The sequence below is a fragment of the Nocardia sp. NPDC047038 genome, assembly GCF_040644075.1.
Taxonomy (GTDB): domain Bacteria; phylum Actinomycetota; class Actinomycetes; order Mycobacteriales; family Mycobacteriaceae; genus Nocardia; species Nocardia sichangensis.
Genome location: NZ_JBEYVQ010000007.1, coordinates 166,570 through 187,193, shown reverse-complemented (window position 1 = coordinate 187,193; position 20,624 = coordinate 166,570). Strand labels below are relative to the sequence as shown.

The following is a 20,624-nucleotide window of genomic DNA, read 5'->3' as shown; positions in this document are numbered from 1 at the left end:
ACTCCGTTCCGACATCGAGGGGAGGAGCGGATCCGATTCTCGCACGGGGTATTCCGTGACGCGTCGACCGCAGTATGAATCCCCCGAAACATGGACTGCCTGCGCTCAGACGATATCGCACCGGCCCGACGAGCGACGGTCGAGAGTGATCTACGACACATTCACGGGGGTGTCGGCGCGGGCTGGCGCAAAGGTGTGCATGTCTGTCGCGAAAGGTACTGGCTGGTCGCTCTTTCCGTTCGGAATACTTCGATCCGTGGCTTGCGCCGGTCGGAGGGCGCGGCCGAGGGGAGTCGACGTTGTTCGAAGGTAAGACAGTACTCGTAACCGGTGCGGCAACCATCATCGGCACCGAAGTCGCTCGCGTCTTCGCCGATTATTCGGCGAATGTCGTACTGGGTGACCTGGATACGGACGGGGGAGAGAAGGCGGCCGCCGAGATCGGCGAGCGCGCTCTCTTCGTACCCGTCGACCTGCGCAGCGATTCGTCGGTCAGGTCGTTCGTCGCGGACGCGGCCGACGCGCACGGACGCATCGACGCGCTGGTCAACATCGCCTGCGTCTACGGTGACGACGGGCCTGGCGCAGATGCGCGGGCCGAGTGGCTCGAGGTGCTGAACACCAATGTCGTCGGTACGGCGATGTTGTGCGAAGAGGCCCGAAACCGACTGCGGGACACGGCGGGGTCCATCGTCAACTTCACCTCGCCCAGCGGGCGAGTAGCTCAGGCCGGGCGCGTTCGATACCCGGTCAGCAAGGCGGGGTTGTTGCAGCTGACCCGCAGTCTCGCATTGGAATACGCGGGCGACGGGATCCGGGTGAACAGTGTCTCGCCGGGCTGGACCTGGTCTCGCGTGATGAACGAGATCACCGAAGGGGACCGAGCCCGCACCGATGCGGTGGCCTCCCGGTTCCACATGCTGGGCAGGGCGGGAGACGCACGCGAGATCGGTGAAGTCGCGGCGTTCCTCGCCTCGCCCAAAGCGAGCTTCGTCACCGGAGCCGAATGGACCGTGGACGGCGGTTACTCGGCCCTCGGTCCCGAGCAGACCACTTCGGCGATCGAACTGCTCCAGCGTGAGCGGCCGGGACCGCACGCAACTTCTCTGGCTTAGGAGTTCCGCAATGACTGCAGCAACAATTTCGGCGACATCCCTGCTGACCGCGGTGCGTTCGCTGGTTCCCGATCTTGCGGCACGTCGCAGTGAGATCGATGCGGAGCGCAGGCTTCCCTCCGACATCGTCGAGCGGCTGCGTGAGATCGGTGTGTACCGCATGTGTTTCAGTGCGGAGATCGGTGGCCCCGGCCTGACGTCGCTGGAGCAATTCGAGGTCGTCGAGGCGCTGTCCTACGGGGACACCGCCACCGGCTGGTGCGCCATGATCGGCGCCGCGACCGGCATCTACGCCGGCTATCTCGACGAGCGGGCCGTCGCGGAGCTGATGCCGACCCAGGATCTGATCACCGCGGGACTGATCTTCCCGGCCGGCCGCGCCGAGCGGGTGGCGAACGGTTATCGCCTGACGGGGCGTTGGAAGTTCGGCAGCGCCATCACGCACGCGGACCTGGTCATCGGCGGCGCTTTCGTGACATCGGGCGGTCGCATGGAAGAGTCCGCGGAGGGCGCGCCGGTCGTCCGGCTCTTCTTCATGCCCCGCGATCAGGTCGCCGTGTTCGACACCTGGGACACCACGGGCTTGCGCGGCAGCGGCAGCAACGATTACGCGGTCGAGGGTCTCTTCGTCCCGGAGCACCATTCCTTCGCGTTCAGTGAACGGAAAAGCTGTCGCGGGAAGCTGTCCGAACCGGAGGCGCTGGCCCGCATCATGCCGGGTGTCCCGCTCGGCACGGCCCGTGCGGCCCTCGACTACGTCCGCGGCCTGGCGGAGGGGAAGACGGTGAACGCGACCGGTCAGAAGTGGGCGGACAACTACCGCGCCCAGTACCTGCTCGGTGAGTGCGAGATGGAGTACATCGTCGCGCGCGGCGCTGTCGTCAACACGGTGGAGGAGCTGTGGAACGCGTTGGACCACAGGCGTTTCGCGGACTTGCCGACCGATCTCCGGATCGCGACCGCCTTGGCAAGGACCAACGCGTTCCGCGCCGCGCAGCGGATCCTCACCCGGCTGTGCGAACTCGTCGGCACCGATTCGATCTACCGGCCGAATCCGCTGGACATCTGGCTGCGTGACACGAACACGATGGCGCGGCACGTCATCGCGCATGACCAGGTGATCCAGTCCACCGGCGCCTTCGTGCTGGGCGGCAGACCGGAATTCCCCTTCGTCGTGGGTCTGGGCTGATCGCGATGGAAGTCGATAATCGCAAACGGCTGCCGTCCCTGACCGGACTGCGGTTCTTCGCGGCGTTCTCGGTGTTCGTCTTCCATGTGATGCTGCCCGCCTCGCCGATACCGCCTTACAAACCGGTCAATCTGTTCGCCGACCCGGATATCGCCTACGACGCGGCATGGGTGGTCGGCAAGGCGGGTTTTCTCGGGGTGTCGTTCTTCTTCGTCTTGAGCGGCTTCGTGCTGACCTGGTCGTGGAAACCGGGATCGAGCAAATTGCAGTTCATTCGGCGGCGAGTGGTCAAGATATTTCCCAATCACTTGACGCTGTGGGTGGCCTCGATGGTGTTGTTCGCGGCGGCTATCACGCCGTGGAAGGCATGGCTGCCGAATTTATTCCTGATCCATGCCTGGTTCCCGCAGAATTACATCAACGCGGGGGTCAACACGCCGTCCTGGACATTGTCCTGTGAGCTCCTGTTCTATGTTCTGTTCCCGTTCCTGATACCGGTCGTACTGCGCATCGAGTCGAAATACCTGTGGTACTGCGCCGCCGCCATGGTGGCCGGCATCTGTGTGATCGTGCTGCTGACCGCATTCGTCATACCGAGTTCCGAGAAGTCGGAGCTCACACCCATACCCGTATTGCAGCTCTGGTTCGGCTATCTCTTTCCGCCGTCGCGGCTGTTCGAATTCTTCCTCGGCGTATTCGTGGCACGGATAGTGCAAGAGGGGCGCTGGATACGGGTGCCGCTCTGGGCGTCTCTCGCAGCGGTGGTCGCGGGATACGTGGTGGCGATGTACACGCCGTTCTACGTCGGCTTCGTCCTGGCGACCGCGGTGCCCCTCGCGCTGTTGATCGGCTCCGCCGCCCAGTCCGACCTCGACGGCGCCTCGCGGTTCCTGTCCAGCAGGCTGATGGTGCGGCTCGGTGAGATCTCCTTCGCCTTCTACATCTGTCAAGGCGTGACGCTGTTCTACGTCCGCCGCACGATGGACGCCGCCACCTTCAGCGCGCCGGTCGCGGTATCGCTGATCGTCGCGTTGTTCTTCCTGAATATTCTCGCCGCATGGTCTTTGTTCACCTTCGTGGAATCTCCCGCGATGCGCCGCTTCGCCCGGCCGAAACGCGTCGCGGTTGTCGCGGAAAAGGTGGCGAGTTAGGCGCTCCGGTTTACTGTCGGCAACAATCGAATTACCTGTTCGGCGGTGCGTGGCGATGCCATGCACCGCCGAATTGCCTTCCCTGCGGTGGAAAACAATATGGTTGCCGCCCTGTCCGGGCAGCGCTATCCTGGTGTTATAAACCACAGAACCGTTTAAAACATGGGGGGTGCTGGATCAATTGGGGTAGGTGATTCGGATCCGGCTGTGAGCATCGGGGCTCGCGGTTCTCGGGTATCGAATGAATTTCGGCACTGAATCCGTATCCCAGCACGACGTTCTGATCGCAAGCAGATGCCGACGGCTCGCTCCGCGCTGATCGCGGGAATTTTTCTGTGCCGTCCGGTTGCGTGCGCTCTTTTGGTGTGTCCGGAAGGTAGTGATGAGTACGACTGTCGACAACGGCTCCGAGCGACTCCAGGAGCTCGAGCGACCACAAGCCCACCCGAGACCCGACGACGACGTCGAGTCGGTTGCCACCCGGATCCTTCGCATGGTCTTCGCCCGTCGGCGCAGTGCCGAGGAGAAGTCGCTGTGCGATGTGGCTCCCTGTGCGGACTGCTTCGCGCCGCACCTGAGCAAAGTGATCCGATACATCGAGGCCGGCGTGCCGGTCCATTTCATCATCCCCGCGTTCCCGGCGAAGTCGCGCAACCGCCGCAAGACGCTGGGGCGGCTGCCCGACATGGCGGAAACTCTGGCGATCGAGTCCCTGCAGGGATTCTGTGACCAGATCTCGGCCGTCTACCGGCCGGGCGCCATCGTCACCATCTGCTCCGACGGCCACGTGTTCAGTGACACGCTTGGCATTCCGGACGTTCACGTGGACGACTACGGTGACGAACTCCGCCGCGTCATCCGCTCGACCGGCGGCGGCTCCGTCGGCCTGTACGGCCTGCGCGACGCCATGCCGGAGATGTCCTGGGACGAACGCAGGCGCCGCCTGCTCGCCGAGTACTCCGACGGCATCGACGCGCTGCGCGAGGCGATCCGGACGGAACCCGCGGCCCGGCGCATGTTCAACGGAATACACCGGTTCATGGTCGAGGACAACGCCGTGCTGTTGCCCGACCTGTCGGCCACGCAGCGGCGCAACCGATCGAAGGAGACCGCTTACGCGGTGGTGCAGCGCAGTCAGGCGTGGAGCCGTCTGATGGGAGAGATCTTCCCCGACGCGGTGCGGCTGTCGATCCATCCGCAGACGAATCACTCCGAGAAGATCGGCTTCCATCTGCTGCGGACCCAGGACAGCTGGCTGACTCCGTGGCACGGCGTGGTGCTCGACGACGGAACGAACTACTCGCTGGTCAAGCGGATGCACGCCGAGGAGCTCGGTGCTCGTCTGGTATGGCGCAACAGTCGCCCCAGTCATTTCGTCCTCGGACGGACACCAGAGATCGAAACACAGTGAACCTGAGGAGACACATGACGAAAAGCTTGAACGAGGTACTGCTCGAGGGGGAGCCGCTGCGGCCGTTCGGCCGCCTGGTGGAGTCCGGTTCGGAAGGACGAACCCTCGCCGATGTGCCGGTCGAGGAACTGCTCGCGCTGGCGCTGGATGCGAAAGTGGTCGTACTCCGCGGATTCGGCCTGCTCGGCAAGCAGGAACTCGAAAACTATTGCCGGGCAGCGGGAGAGATCCTGCAATGGAACTTCGGGTCGATCCTGGATCTGGTGGTCCGGGACACTCCCGACAACTATCTGTTCGACAAAGGCGATGTCCCGTTCCACTGGGACGGCGCGTTCGCCGAGCAGGTGCCTCGATTCTTCCTCTTCCAATGTCTGCGCGGCGAGGGCGCGGGCGGCGAGACCGTGTTCTGCGACAGCGTCCAAACCTATCGGGACGCGCCGGAAGACCTGAAAGAACTGTGGGCCCGCACCTCGATCACGTACCGCACCGACAAACTCGCGCACTACGGCGGCCTGGCCGAATGGCCCTTGCTCGGCACCCATCCGGCCACCGGCGAGACGACGATCAGATACGCCGAGCCCCTGGATCCCGCGCGCTACGCCAATCCGCTGTTCTTGACCGTCGACGGCATCTCGGCCGAGGACGGCGTGCGCGTCATGGAGGACCTGCGCGAGCGGCTGCACGACGCCCGCTACTGCTACGCCCACGAGTGGCGGACCGGCGACATCGTCGTGGCCGAGAACCACGCTCTGCTGCACGGCCGGAACTCGTTCACCGGGTCGGTCTCGCGGCACCTCCAGCGCATCCAGATCATCTGAGAAATCGGCCATCAGGGAGGAATATCAATGGCTAATTCAATCTCCGGACCAGCGGACGACTACGACGTCGTCATCATGGGTGGTGGGCCGGCCGGGTCCACGCTCGCCGCGATGCTCTGCCGCGACACCGATCTGCGTGTGGCGGTGTTCGACCGCGAGGTGTTCCCGCGCGAGCACATCGGCGAATCGGGTGCGCACCCGCTGGTCCCCGTTCTGCAAGCCAGCGGCGCGCTCGAGAAGGTGCTGGCGAGCGAGTGCTGGATCCAGAAGTTCGGCGGAATCTACCAGTGGGACACCGAGCGGCCGTTCGTCGGCTTCTTCGAGCACTCGGACTATCTGGTCGACGGTGTGTACCGCTGGTCGGTGCACATCAACCGCGCCGAATTCGACACCGTGCTGCTCGAGCACGCCGAGTCCTGCGGCGCGCACGTTTTCCAGGGCGTGCGGGTGGTGCGGTTCCTCGCCGACGCGGACCGGGCCACGGTCGTGCTGGAGGACGGAACCGAAGTCACGGCACGCTATTTCGTCGACGCTTCCGGCCGGGCGAATCAAGTGGCCGCCCGCGGGTCGCAGCGTGACAAGCAGTGGCTCTCGGACTACCGCAACGTAGCCGTGTGGTCGCACTACCGCAATTGCGTGCCCGCCCAGCGGGCGGCGGGAGACTGGAACGTATTCCGCGCGGACGATCTGTCCCCGATCTACGCGGTGGCGTTCGAGCACGGATGGGTGTGGTACATCCCGACGCCCCGGCTGGTCGACGGCGTGCGGGAGACGGTGTGGTCGATCGGCGTCGTGACCAATCCGGAGTCGATCGCGCGGGTGGATCTGCGTGATCCGGACATTTTCCTGAAGACGATCAAGTCGATTCCGGTGCTCCAGGATCTGGTGGCGAACGCGGAGCCGATCCGTGACGAGATGCTGACGGCCACCAACTATTCCAGGGTCAGCGAATGCTTCGGCTCGTACGAGGATCGCTGGATGGCGGTCGGGGACGCGTCGTACTTCGTCGATCCGCTCTTCTCCTCCGGCATGTCCTTCGCCGTCACGCAAGCGTGGGCGGCCGCCTTGGTGCTGCGCAAGACGTTCGACCAGGAGTTGGACGAGCAGTCCAAGCGAGATCTCTGGCGGGACTACGACGTCGAGTGGCGCGGGATGGCGGAGACCTGGGCGCTGAGTATCGACCAGTGGTACCACGAGATCTCTCGCTCGCATCCGGACAGCCCCTACTGGAGCGCGGAAGGCAGGCGAGTCGAAGCCGACAACGCGACGGAGGGAACCTTCCAGGCGTTGCTGAACACCGCGCTGGTGCCCGACCTGCTGAACATCATGACCAAGGGCACCCGAGATCCGCGCGATCTCGCCAACGAAGGACCGTACCTGCGGGCCTTCACCGCGGCCGACGCGGTCGAACTGGCGCAGGACGACATCGTGGCGCTGTCTCCGGACGCGCGCATTCGCACCGGCGTGGCGGCGGACATCCCCGGCTTCAAGGGGATGTCGCCGCCGTTCGAGATTCCGCAGGTGGTTCGCGACGGACTGGCCGCCTACTGGCGGGACCCCATCGCCAACAGCGACGCGGCGCCGGCGCCGCTCGCCGACGCCGTTGCCTGCCATCGGATCTACTCCGCGGCCGACCCGGACATCGAGGTGCGGTGCCTGGAGCGCGACGGTGGCGAGCAACTGTGGGAGACGCTGAACCGTGGTCCCGCCCGGTGGTCGGAGCTGGCGCCACAGTTGACGGTGCTGCAAGGGCGAGCCCTGAAGCGCTTGATCCGCGCCGGGTTGGTGGTGACGGGACCGGACTCGCAGCAGCGGGTCGACTAGGTCGAGGACATGAGGTCATTGGCTGTTCTGGCCGTCGACGACGTGATTCCGTTCGATCTCTCGGTTCCGCTCGAAATCTTCGGGCGGGCCATGCAGGAGGACGGCACCGCGGCGTACGAGGTTCAGGTCTGCGGGGTGCAGTCGGACGTTCCGTCGAAGTTCTTCGACATCTCATGTCCCGGGGGAATCGACTATCTCGAGGACGAGGCCGAAACCATCGTCGTGCCGGGAGCGATGAGTTATCGGTCGCAGATACCGGATCGGTTGCGAAAGGCGTTGGTGCGCGCCCATGAGCGCGGTGCGAGGGTGGCATCGATCTGCTTGGGCGCGTTCACCCTCGCCTCGGTGGGGTTGCTCGACGGAAAGCGCGCGACGACGCATTGGATGGCCGCTACCGAATTGTCGAGGAGCTATCCGCGCGTTCGAGTGGATCCCACGGTGCTCTACGTGGACAACGGGAGCATCCTGACTTCGGCCGGCGCCGCGGCCGGGTTGGATCTGTGCCTCCATATGGTGCGCACGGATTACGGGACCGCGGTGGCGGCGGATACCGCCAGGTTGTCGGTGATGCCGCTGACCCGCGACGGGGGACAAGCGCAATTCATCGTGGAACGTCCGCGCTCGGAGGCGGACAGCAAGTCCATCAATCCCACACTGGAGTGGGCGGAGATGATGCTCAGTGAGCAGATCACCGTGCTGGATCTCGCGGAACGAGCCGGAGTCAGCAAGCGCACGCTGATCCGGCGCTTCCACGAGCAGGTCCGGATGACGCCGAACGAGTGGCTCCAGACCGCCCGGGTGCGCAGGGCGCAGGTGTTGCTCGAGACGACCATTCTGACGATGGAGTGCATCACCGTTCGAACGGGATTTCCTTCGGTGGCCGCATTCCGGAAGGTGTTTCGCAAGACCGTGGGGGTGACGCCGCAGGAGTACCGGCGGGCCTTCCGCTGACCCGTCGCGCGGCTGTCCGCGTGACCCGTCGTCTCTCGCCGTGGATTCGCGTACCGGTCCGGATCCACGGCGAGAAGTCCCGGGCGCGAGGCCTGCGGGTTCCATGGGTCTGCCGAGGCGGGAGCCGCCGACACGAGAGTGTCGCTCTACTCCGTGTTTCCGCGGTGGCCGCAGTTTTGGTTCATAGTTGGTGCTTCGGTCCCCACGGCGAAGGACATCATGGTGCCCACGGCGAATTTCGGTACGAAGGACGATCCTGGTTTCGAGCTGGCGCAGAGTCCCGATCTGATCGTGGTGCGCACGCACAGCGGTCGCGGGATCCGGCGGCAATCGGGGTCGGTGCGCACCCCGCTCGGCGCCGAACTCGACGACGCGACACTGGTGCAGGCCTACCCGGAGGCGGGGGTGGAGGTCTACCGGCTGCCCGCGGGATCGAGATCGGTGGAGCAGCGCAAGCCGGTGCTCGACGCCGCGCCGGAGGTGCGGTTCGCCGGGCACGTCCTGGTGGATCCTGGCACCGGGGAACCGGTGCTCTATACGGAGAACATCTTCGTGAAGTTCGTCGACCGCGTCGATCGGGAGCATTGTCTCGCTGTGCTCGCAGCTGCGAATCTTACTGTGAAGCAAGAGGTTTCGTACGCGAACAATGCGTACTTCACGGCGGCCACGGAGGGCACCGGCCAACAGGTGTTCGACATCGCCGCCGCGCTGCTGAATCGCGACGACGTCGAGTACTGCCATCCCGAGCTGATCCGCAGCCGCGCCAAGAAGACCATCTTTCCCCAGCAGTGGCATCTGAAGAAGACCACCATCGGCGGTGTCACGATCGACGCGCATGCCGGAGTGGAAGCCGCCCACGCGATCACCCGAGGGGCCGGGGTGACGATCGCGATCATCGATGACGGCATCGACATCGACCATCCCGAATTCGCCGGTGCCGCCAAGATCATCGCGCCACGGGACGTCACGGCGAAGACCGGCGATCCGCGCCCGAAGGACAGTTTCGGAACCGGCCCCGACAACGGTGACAATCACGGCACCGCGTGCGCGGGCGTGGCCTGCGCCAACGGCACGGCCGGGGCATCCGGAGTAGCGCCGGAAGCCCGGCTGATGCCGATCCGGCTCGCCTCCGGGCTCGGTTCGCAAGCCGAGGCGGACGCCTTTCAGTGGGCCGCCGACCACGGCGCGGACGTCATCTCGTGCAGCTGGGGCCCGGCCGACGGCGCATGGTTCCAGCCGGGCGATCCGGCGCACAATCGGGTCGTGGCGCTGCCCGCGAGCACCAGGCTGGCAATCGAGCACGCCGTCACCAGCGGACGCGGCGGCAAGGGCTGTGTGGTGCTGTTCGCGGCGGGCAACGGCAACGAGTCCGTCGACAACGACGGCTATGCCGGTTTCGCGAAGGTCATCGCCGTCGCGGCCTGCAACGACACCGGTAAGCGCAGCGTGTACAGCGATTTCGGCAAAGCGGTGTGGTGTGCGTTCCCCAGCAGCGACATCGGGCACCGCCCGTTCGGGCATCCCGCCCCGCTCACGCCCGGAATCTGGACGGTGGACCGGCACGGTGCCGACGGCTACAACCCCGGCACGACGGCGTCGGGCGACGCGGCGGGCGATTACACCAACGACTTCGGTGGTACGTCCAGCGCTTGCCCGGGAGCAGCCGGGACAGTCGCCCTGATGCTGTCGGTGAATCCCGGGCTGTCCTGGGACGAGGTGAAGAACATGCTGAAAGGCGCCTGCGACAAGATCGATCCGCAGGGTGGCGGCTACGGGTCCGACGGCCACAGCGACAAGTACGGGTACGGCAGGATCAACGCCCTCGCCGCGGTGCGAGCGGCGCGGCCCGAGGGAGCCGAATCCGCCGCCGATGCGGTGCTCACCGTGGGAGGAGACTGAGGGGGTGACGGCGGAGGGCGTTCGGTTGATCGTGGTGGACGCCGCGAATGTCATCGGTTCACGACCCGACGGATGGTGGCGCGACCGCCCCGGTGCCGCTCGGCGACTGCTCGAGCGGATTGCCGGACTGCCGGAACGCCTGGCGGAACGCACCGAGGTGATCGTGGTGCTCGAGGGAGCGGCGAAGGCCGCGGTCGATGCGGCGGACCCGGAGGTCGGCGGGGTGCGTGTGGTTCGGGCGGACGGTTCGGGCGACGACGCCATCGTCGGTGTGGTGGCCGCGGCTCGTGCGCAGGACGGCCGCCGTCCGATCACCGTGGTGACGGCGGACCGGGGACTGCGTGACCGCGTGGCGGTTCACGGCGCGGATGCGGTCGGTCCACGCTGGTTGCTCGACCGCGTCGGCTCCTGACGCGGTCAGCGCCGGGTGGTAGGTCTCGCATTGATGACGCCCGGCGTTTCACCCATCTGTCCAGTCCGTTTTGCGGCAGTCTGAGCGGTATGACCGCCTCCGACGTCGTGGGGATGCCGTTGCTCTACCTGGTCGAGATCTCCGAGCCAGGTTACTTCAATCGGCCGTGGTGGAAGATCGCCAGCACCGGCGCGCCCGGTCAGGTTCGCGCGGCGCTCGCCGAACTGGCCGTGCGGGTCGAGCGGGACGTCCAGCGCGCCGGCGGCGCGGGTCGGTGCTGGTACCGCTACGACGTGCGGTGGTCCGACGGCGCGATGCTCGAGTGTTTCCAGGGCGCGATCCGATCGATACTGATACCAGGGGAGTTGCGCTGCCTGGCCGTCGCCCTGACCTCGGCGACGACCGTCGATCTGCGCTCCGCCGAGCGTCCGCCCCGCTGAGTTGGCACTGGTGACAGACGCGTAGAGCCCCGAAGGCTTCGGGGCTCTACCCGTATCCGCGACTCAGTCCAGCAGAGCCGGTTGTTTGGCGTCCTGCTGTGCGGCACTCGCGTGTCCCGCCTCCGTGCGAGCCTCGGCTCGCATCGGGTCGAGTGTGGGGGCCGTCGCCCGGATCAGGCGGGCCCGCCCATGAGCCGTATCGGACGAGACTGCCATGGCCGCTCCAGACGAGATAAGTTGCTTGCGCTATGCAACTATATAGTGATTGCTTGCGCTAAGCAACTAGTGTTGCGAGGGTCCTCGGCCGGTCACGGATATGTGCGGTCAGCAGATCGACAGCTATCTACACGGCGGCGCGGGAATACCACCACCCCAGGGGTGTCACGATGCCACCCTGTGGGTTTGCCGGGCGCTCCCTGCGGTCCCTGGTTCTGCGGTTATGGCCAGCGCACAGTAGTAGCCGAACTCCCAATGCCGATCGCTACGAAGGAACCACGAGATGCAGCCGACTTTCGTTCACCACATGAGGCAACAGGTTGCCGAATATGGGGATGCCAGGTCATACACCTATCTTCGTGAGGCCGGGCTCGAGCTCAGCGAGGAGATCCGCACCTACCGCGAACTCGACCGTGACGCCAGAGCGTTCGCGGCTTGGCTCGCGGGCCGTCCGGAGTCGGTCGAGCCGGTCGTGCTGCTCTATCTCGACGGGATGGCCTTCTTGCGGGCGTTTCTCGGGTGCCTGTACGCCGGGGTGGTGGCAGTTCCCGCGCCCGTGCCGCACGATGCGAACAGCACGCGACGACTGGCAAGTGTGATCGCGGATTCCGGCGCCCGATTGGTACTCACGACCGCGCACTTCCAGCCGCTTGTCGAAGCGGCTGCGCCCGTGACCGTAGTCGCGGCCGACGGTCCGCTCGGTGAGCCCGACGCGTGGGAGATGCCCGCCATCGCCGCCGCCACGATCGCCTTCCTGCAATATACGTCCGGCTCAACCGGCACACCCAAAGGCGTTGTCGTGACCCACGGCAATCTCATGCACAACGAGGCCGCCATCGCCGCGGGCGGGATGAACGATGCCGGCACCGGCGTCGGTTGGCTTCCGCACTTTCACGACATGGGTCTGATCGGGCTGCTGCTGGGGGCGGTGTACGCCGGCGCGAACCTGGTGTTCATGGCGCCGACGACGTTCCTCAAGCGCCCGGTGCGCTGGCTGCGTGCCATCGACAAGTATCGCGGGACCTTCACCGCCGCACCCGATTTCGCCTACCACCTGATCGCGCGCCGGGTAACCGACGAGCAGTTGGCCGATCTCGATCTCAGCACGCTCGAGATCACGCTCAGCGGCGCCGAACCGATCCGTGAGCGGACCATGACGGCGGTGCTCGAACGGTTCGCGCCCGTGGGTTGGCGGCCGACGACATTCCGGCCTGCCTACGGCCTGGCCGAGGTGACGCTGCTCGCCAGCGGCCGAACCGCCCCTTCGGCGCCGGTCTTCCTCGACATCGGCCACGAAACTCGGCTCGTCGGCTGCGGACACGCGGCCCGTGGTCTCGATATCCGGATCGTCGACCCGCACCGGCGGCAACAGCTGCCGGAGAACACCGTCGGCGAAATCTGGATTCGCGGCGGCAGTGTCGCCGTCGGTTACTGGAACCGCCCAGAGGAGACCCGCGAAACCTTCGAGGCTTACCTCGGCACCGAGGGACCGTTTCTGCGCACCGGTGATCTCGGTCTGCTGAGTGACAACGAGTTGTTCGTCGCGGGCCGCCTGAAGGATCTGTTGATCGTCAACGGACGCAACGTCTATCCCCAGGACATCGAGGGGCTGATCGGCGAGTTGCATCCGGCGTTCGCGGACAGTGCAGGCGTCGCCATATCCGTCGATGCGAGCGGCCGGGAGAGGCTTGTCGTGCTCCAGGGTGTCAAGACGGCGCTGCAAGGCGACACCACCCTCGCCGAGTTCACCTCGACGATCAAGTCGGCGATCGCTCGCAGGTTCGACGTACCCGCGCCGAATGTCGTTCTCGTCGCGCCCAGGTCGGTGCACCGCACTACCAGTGGGAAGGTCCGGCGCAGCTCGATGCGGAAGGCGTTTCTCCAGGGCCGCGTCGCGAATGTGCTGCACGAGGATCTCGAACCGGCGCTGAGCCGATCCATGACCGTCTGATCGATCGAAACCCGCCGAGGAGCCTGAAACATGTTCAGCGCCATCACTGTTCGCCCGAAGACGATCGAGGATTGGCTCGTGGAGCGCGTCGCGGATTACACCGAGCGCGCACCGCACGAGGTGGATCCGTCCGTCCCGCTCGCCGAGCTCGGCCTGGACTCCGTCTCGGCGGTGAACCTGTGCGGTGAGATCGAGGACCGATGGTCGCGCGAGGTCGACCCGATCCTGGTCTTCGAGTACCCGACCATCGCCGATATCGCCGCCTACCTCGCCGCCGAATTCACCCTCGCCGCATGACCGACATCGCCATCGTCGGCATCGACTGCCGATTCCCCCAAGCACCCGATCCGGCCGCGCTGTGGCGGCTGCTGATCGACGGACGTGACGCGATCTCCGAGGTCCCGGCGAGCCGCTGGAACGCCGCCGACTTCCACGACCCGGCCGGTGCGCCCGGCACCATCAACACTCGCGGCGGCGGCTTCCTCGACGACGCGGACGCGTTCGACGCCGAATTCTTCGGCATCCCCCGCGCGAAGCCGAGGCGATGGACCCGCAACAGCGATTGCTGCTGCAAGCCACCTGGCGGGCCTTCGAAGACGCCACACTCGACCCGCGCGGCGAGGCCGGTTCGCGGACCGGGGTGTTCGTCGGCGTGATGGCCAACGAATGGGCCAACCTGCAGATGAGCGACTACGCCGCGATCACGCCGCAGCACGGCTCCGGCAACGGCTACTTCATGACCGCCAACCGGCTGTCCTACCAGTTCGACCTGAGAGGACCGAGTGTCGCGGTCGACACGGCCTGCTCGTCGTCGCTGGTCGCGATCCACCTCGCCTGCGGCGCGCTGGCTTCCGGCGAGTGCGACCAGGCCGTCGCCGGTGGCGTCAACCTCGTGCTCACCCCCGCCGTCGGCGTCTTCTACACCCAGGCCGGTCTCTCCGCTCCTGATGCTCGGTGCAAGCCCTTCAGCGGCAGCGCCGACGGGATCGTGCGCGGCGAGGGCGTCGCGGTGCTCGTGCTCCGGCGGCTCGCCGACGCGCAGGCGGCAGGCCTGCCGATCTACGCGGTGATCAAGGGCAGCGCGGTCAATTCCGACGGGCGGAGCAACGGCATCACGGCGCCGAACCGGTGGGCGCAGCAGCAGGTGATCGGGGAGGCGTGCGAGCGTGCCGGGGTACGGCCCGAGCAGGTGGACTTCCTCGAGGCGCACGGCACCGGAACGGTGCTCGGCGACATGATCGAGGTCAAGGCGCTGGGGCAACTGCACGGGCGCAACCGGTCGCGGCCGTGCGGAATCGGTTCGATCAAGGGCAATCTCGGTCACACCGAGGGCGCGGCGGGCGTCGCGGGCCTGATCAAGGTGGCCCTCAGCCTGCGGCACGGTGTCGTTCCGCCGTCGCGGTTCGCCGATCAGGAGAATCCGCGGCTGCGGATGAGTCAGCAGGGTCTGCGTCTGCTCACCGACGCGATGCCGCTGGACGGTCCCGGCTACGGCGGAGTCAGCAGTTTCGGCCTCGGCGGCACGAACGCCCATGTCGTGCTGGGCAGCCCGCCCATCACCGGAACGTCAGGGACGCCCGGTGGCGGAGTGCTCACCCTGTCGGCGAACGACGCGGAAGGCTTGCGGCGCAATGCCGATCGCCTTGCCGATGCCTTGGCGGCCATGCCGCAGGACCAGTTCGCGCAAGTCTGCTGGACCAGCAACCGAATCAAGTCCTCCGGTCGCGCCAGGCTCGCCGTCGCCGCGGCCGATCGCGACGCCGCGATCGCCCGGCTGCGCGACGGTGCGGAGACCGGGGTGGTGCGGCCGGTCGGCGTCGGCTGGATGTGCACCGGCCAAGGTTCGCAATTCGCGGGCATGGCACGCGTGTTGGACGCGGCCGTCCCGCTGTTCCGGCACGCGCTGGAGCAGGTCGACCAGGTCATGGCGGCCCATCTCGGCCGGTCGGTGCGCGAGCTGATGCTCGACGAGCACACCGAGATCGACCGCACCGAACTGGCGCAACCGGCGATCTTCGCGATGGAGTACGCCTTGGCCGAGTCGCTCGCCCGCACCGGCGTCCGTCCGGCCTGGGTGATCGGACACAGCATCGGCGAGTTCGCGGCGGCGGCAGTGGCGGGCGTGTTCGACCTGGACGACGCCTGCCGTCTCGTCGTCGCACGAGGCGAGCTGATGCGGCAGCTCCCGGAGGGCGGCGCGATGCTCGCCGTGCGAGCGGACCCGGCCGAAGTCGCCGGAATGCTCTCCGGCCGAACGGACGTCGCGATCGCAGCCGTCAACGGGCCGGGGGAGATCGTGTTGTCCGGCGCCGCCCCGGCGATCGTCCGCATGCGGGAGGCGCTCGCGGCGCGTGGGGTCGCAACCAGGCCGCTCACCGTATCGCACGCCTTCCACAGCCCGCTGATGGAACCCATGGTGGAGCGGTTCGAGGCGGTCGCCCGCGAATGCGCCTATCGGACACCGGTTCTGCCGCTCTATTCGACAGTGCGCGGTCGCCTGCTCGACGCGAACGAGACGATGGACGCCGCTTACTGGACCGAACACGTTCGCGCCACAGTGCGCTTCGGCGAGGCGGTCGAGGCCGCGCTCGGCACCGAGCCGAGCCATGTGATCGAGATCGGGCCGCGCCGCGTCCTCGCCGCGCTGGTGGGCCGGATCCGTCCGGATCTGGCGCCGCGCTGCCTGACGCCGAGCCCCGGCCCCGGCGCGACCGGCGGCGAATTCGCAGACGTCGTCGCCGCGCTGTACCGCGACGGACTCGACCCCGACTGGGACCGGCTCTACGAACCCGCGCAGCGCGTGCGCCGGAGGCTGCCCGGCTACGAGTTCGCCACCGGCCAGCGATTCTGGGTCGACCCATCCGCCACGCCTTCCCGATCCACGCAAGCCGAGGAAACCTCCATGGACCAGTTGATCGCACTCTTCCGGGAACAGAACGCCGTCCTGGCGAGTCTCGTCGGCGCGCCCGAAGAGCAGCGGGCGGGCGCCGCGTCCCTGACGGAGCCGACGGTGCGGCAGCAGATCCCGGTGCCGACGACCACCGCGAAGCCGCCGCCCGCACCGGAATCGGTCGCGGCCGTCGTTCGCGCGGAATTCGCGAGGGTCAGCGGATTCCCGGCCGATCGGCTCCGCGATACCCAAACCCTCGGCGCCGAACTGGGATTCGACTCCCTCATGGTGACCGACCTGATCGCCGCGCTGGTTCGCAAACTACCCGCGGCGACCATCGACCCGGCTCGGTTCACGCCAACGACGACGCTCGGTGACGTCGTCACCCATGTCACGACCTCGGCGGGTGCAACCATTCCGCCGCAGAGCGCGCAAGCCATGGCCGCCGAGTCGACCGAACCCCGGCACACGGTCGTCGAGCCGGAGTACCGGATCTCGGAATTCGAGGAGGTCAAGGCGATCGCCGACCGGTTCTCCGGCGTCGAAGCGCTCGGTCTGTCCAACCCCTACTTCCTGATCAACGACGGCATCACGCGGGACACCTCCGTCGTAGACGGCACGTCGGTGCTCAACTTCTCCAGCTACAACTATCTGGGGTTGTCCGGTCATCCGGCGGTCGTCGCCGCCGTGCAGGAAGCCGTGGCGCGCTACGGCAGTTCGTGCTCGGCCAGCCGGATCCTCTCCGGCGAGAAACCGGTGCACCGCGAACTCGAGGCCGAAATCGCGGGCCTGCTCGGCACCGAGGACGCTATCGCGTTGGTCGGCGGCCACTCCACGAACGTCACGATCATCGGGCACCTGGTCGGCCCGGAGGACCTGGTGATCCACGACAGCCTCGCGCACGACAGCATCGTGCAGGGCTGCAAGCTGTCGGGCGCGACCCGCCGTCCGTTCCCGCACAACGACCACGCCGCCCTCGACGAACTGCTGACCGAGATCCGCGGCCGGTACCGGCGGGTGCTGATCCTGATCGAAGGCGTCTACAGCCAGGACGGCGACATTCCGGACCTGCCCGCGATCATCGCGGTCAAGAAGAAGCACAAGGCGCTGTTGCTGATCGATGAGGCGCACAGCATCGGTGTGCTCGGCGCGGGCGGTGGGGGCATCGGCGAACACTTCGGCGTCGCCCGCGACGATGTCGAATTGTGGTCGGGAACGATGTCGAAGGCGCTCGCCGGATGCGGCGGGTACGTTGCGGGCAGCGCGGAGCTGATCCGATTCCTGAAATACACGACTCCGGGGTTCGTCTACAGCGTCGGCATGACGCCGATGAACGCCGCCGCCTCGGCCGCGGCGATCCGGCAGATGCGGTCCGAGGGCGAACCGCTGGAACGCCTACGGCACAATTCCCGGCTGTTCCTGGGACTGGCCCGGGAGGCGGGCATCGACACCGGCGACAGCCACGACACACCGATCGTCCCGTGCATCGTCGGCGACTCGCTGAAGACGCTGAAACTGTCGAACGCGCTGCTGCGCCGCGGCGTCAACGTCAACCCGATCCTGTACCCGGCGGTGCCGGAGAATCTGGCGCGCCTGCGGTTCTTCGTCACCGCCTGCCATACCGAAGACCAGATCCGCGACACGCTCGAGATTCTTGCCGAGGAACTCGCGTTGCTCGCCGACAGCTGACGCGCGACTCGGCTGTCGCCGGTCGGACGCGTACCGACGGTGGCCACCGGTCCGCGGCGACCGGAACGGCTGCGTCTGTACCGCGACGCGCACCGGACCGCTGTAGCATCAGCCGGGTGCCATTGCCGCAGCTCAATCGGTAACGGCGACTTTCCGCGGGTTGGATGGACGATGAGGGCCGGGCACGGCGTCCGCTGTCGGGTGTTGTTCGAACGCCGTCGACGCAGTCGGCCAGGAGGGTTCACGGGCGCCGTACACGTGTGACTGCCAGGTGAAGGGTTCGAGCGGCGATTCGGTTCCCGCCGCGTGCGTCCGGTCGACTCCTGATCCGAGGGTGCACGCCGAGCCGATCGATGCCGGCTACCGCGGTGGACGAGGCCGCCTGCCTCGCCGCCGACCGTAGCGCTCGCATCGGAGGTAGGGCACAGCCATGATTCGCTCGATCGTGCGAACCGCGACCGCTCTGACGGTCGCCGCCGGTACGTGGTTCGCGGGTGCTCCGGCGCCCGTGGTCGCGTCGCCGCCGCTGGATGTGGTGGTGACCGGCGGCGCGATCTCCGGCCGCGCCGTCGACGGGATCACCGAATACTTCGGCATCCCGTTCGCCGCGCCCACCGGGGGGGAAGCGCGGTTCGCGCCGCCGCGCCCCGTGTCGCCGTGGCCCGGCGTGCGCCCTGCGCGCGACCACGGGCCGCAGTGTCCGCAGACGGGATACCTGCCCGGCATACCGTCGCTCGCGCCTACCGGCGAAGATTGCCTGACCATCGATGTCTACGCGCCGGACGGCGACCGCGACCGCGCGCGGCCGATCATGGTGTTCTTCCATGGTGGCGGCTATCTCGACGGCTCCAACACCGAATACGACGGTCCCACCCGGATGGCCGCGGATGGTGACGTCGTCGTGGCCATCCCCAACTACCGCCTCGGACCGTTCGGCTTCCTGGCACTGCCCGAGCTCGCGGCCGAATCCGGCGGCGCCACCGGTACGGTCGCCATCCAGGATCAGCAAGCCGCGCTGCGCTGGTTGCGCGACAACGCCCACATCTTCGGCGGCGATCCGGACAACATCACGATCTTCGGGGAGTCGGCCGGCGCCGTCAGTGTCTGCACCCACTTCGCCGCACCCGGCTCCGACGCCCTGTTCGCCAAGGCGATCATCCAGAGCGGTCCCTGCGCGCAAGCACCGCTGGCACCGAGCGATCGTGCCGACGCTTTCGCGCGCTCGCAGCGCTATGCGGACAGCGTCGGATGCGGCGACGCCGCGACCCGGCTGGCCTGCCTGCGCGCACTGCCCGTATCGAGACTCCTGGACTCGCCGATCGCCCGATCCGAGGGGGAGAATCCCATTTGGTTTCCCGCCATCGACGGCGTCGTCATCACTCGGACACTCGACGAGGGCCTGGTGGGGGATCCGAGGAAAGCGCCGATCCTCATCGGGACCACCACCGCGGAAGGTGCGTTGATCGTCGCCGAAACCGACTATGCCCGCGGCCACATCCCGGACGCGGCGAGCTACGAGCGTTTCGTGCGCCGGTCCTTCGGCGCCGACGCGGACCGCGTCCTGGCCCGATATCCGCTGGACCGATTCCCGTCACCGGCAGCAGCCCAGGTCGCGGTGATCACCGACAGCGAGCTCGCCTGTCCCACCATGTCCACCAGCCGAACGGCGCGCGATGCCGGACATCCACTGTGGCAGTACGAATTCGATCAGGCGCCGCTCGGTGCCGCCAATCCGGTTCTGCCCGGCGCCTTTCACTCCGCCGAGCTCTACTATCTGTTGACCAGATTCATGGGCGTGCCGATTCCTTGGACCGGCGCGTCCGCCGCTTTCGCCGCGCAGATGCAGCGATGGTGGACCACCTTCGCCCACACCGGTGACCCGAACGCGCCGGGTTCCCCCGAATGGCAGCCCTGGCCTGCGTCGACGGGAAACGGCCCCGATGGATCCGCTCTGCTCATGCGGGCGACCGGCAGCGTGATGACGGACGATTTCGCCGCCAGGCACGACTGCGCGTTCTGGGCGGAAATCGACCGCTGATCCATCGCCCGAAGTCCGTGATGGACTGTGCTTTTCGTTGTTCTCCGGCTCTTGATCTTGCCGTGCCGCTTCGCGCTGGGTTATGGTCGTCGCCATGACTGCCGGGTCGGCGACACGCCGCACACAGAACGGTTACCCGGCCGCGCTGTGATCATCAGGCGGGCCAGGGGCCCGCCGCCTTCTTCGCGAATCCCATGTCACTACAGGGACGCCGGAAGGAGGTGAAACACATGTCCCATTCGGAATCACCGCAGCGCGGATGGCCGGACTTCGTCGCCGCACACGCTCGGGGCGGAGTGCTGGAGGCCACTGTCGTGCAGATCGCGCCGTTCGGCGCGTTCCTGGAGGTCGCTCCAGGAATTCACGGATTGCTGCACCGTACCGAGTGGTCCACCGAACCGCAGGTCGGTGCCACTCTGACGGTGCGCATCCTCGATATCGATACCGAGAGGCAGCGGGTCGCTCTGGCGCACGCTGAATAAGGCTCGGCACGGGCGTGGGGGGGGGGGGGGGGGGGCCCCCCCCCCCCCCCCCCCCCCCAACCCCCCCCCCCCCCCGGCGAGGGGGCACCCCCGGGGGGGGCGGGGGGGGCGCCCGCCCCCCCGCCGGCGCGTGCTGTTTTTGAAGCGG

At 67.1% G+C, this 20,624-nt stretch carries 16 protein-coding genes and 1 pseudogene; 16 read left to right on the top strand and 1 reads right to left on the bottom strand.

What is annotated here, in order from left to right; genetic code table 11:
* The first annotated feature begins 299 nt into the window (after window positions 1-299).
* The 10 genes from ABZ824_RS23925 to ABZ824_RS23880 all read left to right on the top strand — a co-directional run bounded on the left by ABZ824_RS23925 (window position 300) and on the right by ABZ824_RS23880 (window position 11,210).
* A complete protein-coding gene (locus tag ABZ824_RS23925; protein WP_356965415.1) occupies window positions 300-1,115 on the top strand; it encodes an SDR family oxidoreductase in 816 nt (271 codons plus the stop codon).
* Window positions 1,078-2,304 (top strand): acyl-CoA dehydrogenase family protein, encoded by a 1,227-nt coding sequence (locus ABZ824_RS23920; RefSeq protein ID WP_356965414.1) that lies wholly within the window; start codon window positions 1,078-1,080, stop codon window positions 2,302-2,304. The genes ABZ824_RS23925 and ABZ824_RS23920 overlap by 38 nt, the downstream gene beginning before the upstream one ends.
* Window positions 2,305-2,309: 5 nt before the next feature.
* Window positions 2,310-3,455, top strand: a complete 1,146-nt coding sequence (locus ABZ824_RS23915; RefSeq protein WP_356965413.1) for an acyltransferase — start codon at window positions 2,310-2,312, stop codon at window positions 3,453-3,455.
* Window positions 3,456-3,837: 382 nt separating this feature from the next.
* Window positions 3,838-4,866 carry an isocyanide synthase family protein gene (locus ABZ824_RS23910; RefSeq protein ID WP_356965412.1) on the top strand — a complete coding sequence of 343 codons (1,029 nt, stop codon included), beginning with the start codon at window positions 3,838-3,840 and terminating at the stop codon, window positions 4,864-4,866.
* Window positions 4,867-4,880: 14 nt separating this feature from the next.
* Window positions 4,881-5,684, top strand: coding sequence for a TauD/TfdA family dioxygenase (locus ABZ824_RS23905; RefSeq protein ID WP_355076612.1), 804 nt, complete (start codon window positions 4,881-4,883; stop codon window positions 5,682-5,684).
* A gap of 27 nt (window positions 5,685-5,711) precedes the next feature.
* Window positions 5,712-7,508: an NAD(P)/FAD-dependent oxidoreductase gene (locus ABZ824_RS23900; protein WP_356965411.1), complete on the top strand. Its 1,797-nt coding sequence runs from the start codon at window positions 5,712-5,714 to the stop codon at window positions 7,506-7,508.
* A 9-nt stretch (window positions 7,509-7,517) separates the two neighbouring features.
* Window positions 7,518-8,459 (top strand): helix-turn-helix domain-containing protein, encoded by a 942-nt coding sequence (locus ABZ824_RS23895; RefSeq protein ID WP_356965410.1) that lies wholly within the window; start codon window positions 7,518-7,520, stop codon window positions 8,457-8,459.
* Window positions 8,460-8,681: 222 nt separating this feature from the next.
* Window positions 8,682-10,358 (top strand): S8 family serine peptidase, encoded by a 1,677-nt coding sequence (locus ABZ824_RS23890; protein ID WP_356965409.1) that lies wholly within the window; start codon window positions 8,682-8,684, stop codon window positions 10,356-10,358.
* 4 nt (window positions 10,359-10,362) lie between these two features.
* Complete coding sequence (locus ABZ824_RS23885) at window positions 10,363-10,770, top strand: NYN domain-containing protein (RefSeq protein WP_356965408.1); 408 nt, start codon at window positions 10,363-10,365, stop codon at window positions 10,768-10,770.
* Between the two features lie 89 nt (window positions 10,771-10,859).
* Window positions 10,860-11,210, top strand: a complete 351-nt coding sequence (locus tag ABZ824_RS23880) for a hypothetical protein (protein WP_356965407.1) — start codon at window positions 10,860-10,862, stop codon at window positions 11,208-11,210.
* A gap of 63 nt (window positions 11,211-11,273) precedes the next feature.
* On the opposite strand, the gene ABZ824_RS23875 is transcribed toward ABZ824_RS23880, so the two are convergent.
* Window positions 11,274-11,426, bottom strand: a complete 153-nt coding sequence (locus ABZ824_RS23875; RefSeq protein ID WP_356965406.1) for a hypothetical protein — start codon at window positions 11,424-11,426, stop codon at window positions 11,274-11,276.
* Between the two features lie 307 nt (window positions 11,427-11,733).
* On the opposite strand from ABZ824_RS23875, the gene ABZ824_RS23870 reads away from it, so the two are divergent.
* The 6 genes and pseudogenes from ABZ824_RS23870 (at window position 11,734) to ABZ824_RS23845 (ending at window position 20,476) form a co-directional block, all read left to right on the top strand.
* On the top strand, window positions 11,734-13,377 hold the full coding sequence (locus ABZ824_RS23870; RefSeq protein ID WP_356965405.1) for a fatty acyl-AMP ligase: 1,644 nt from the start codon (window positions 11,734-11,736) through the stop codon (window positions 13,375-13,377).
* A gap of 30 nt (window positions 13,378-13,407) precedes the next feature.
* On the top strand, window positions 13,408-13,674 hold the full coding sequence (locus ABZ824_RS23865; RefSeq protein ID WP_356965404.1) for an acyl carrier protein: 267 nt from the start codon (window positions 13,408-13,410) through the stop codon (window positions 13,672-13,674).
* A pseudogene (locus ABZ824_RS23860) lies at window positions 13,578-14,716 on the top strand (polyketide synthase); the annotation flags it as partial. The gene ABZ824_RS23865 and the pseudogene ABZ824_RS23860, both read left to right, overlap by 97 nt.
* 93 nt (window positions 14,717-14,809) lie before the next feature.
* Window positions 14,810-17,956, top strand: a complete 3,147-nt coding sequence (locus tag ABZ824_RS23855; protein ID WP_356965584.1) for an aminotransferase class I/II-fold pyridoxal phosphate-dependent enzyme — start codon at window positions 14,810-14,812, stop codon at window positions 17,954-17,956.
* 430 nt (window positions 17,957-18,386) lie between these two features.
* Window positions 18,387-19,994 (top strand): carboxylesterase family protein, encoded by a 1,608-nt coding sequence (locus tag ABZ824_RS23850; protein WP_356965403.1) that lies wholly within the window; start codon window positions 18,387-18,389, stop codon window positions 19,992-19,994.
* 230 nt (window positions 19,995-20,224) lie between these two features.
* Window positions 20,225-20,476, top strand: coding sequence for a S1 RNA-binding domain-containing protein (locus tag ABZ824_RS23845; RefSeq protein WP_355076594.1), 252 nt, complete (start codon window positions 20,225-20,227; stop codon window positions 20,474-20,476).
* Window positions 20,477-20,624: the final 148 nt, after the last annotated feature.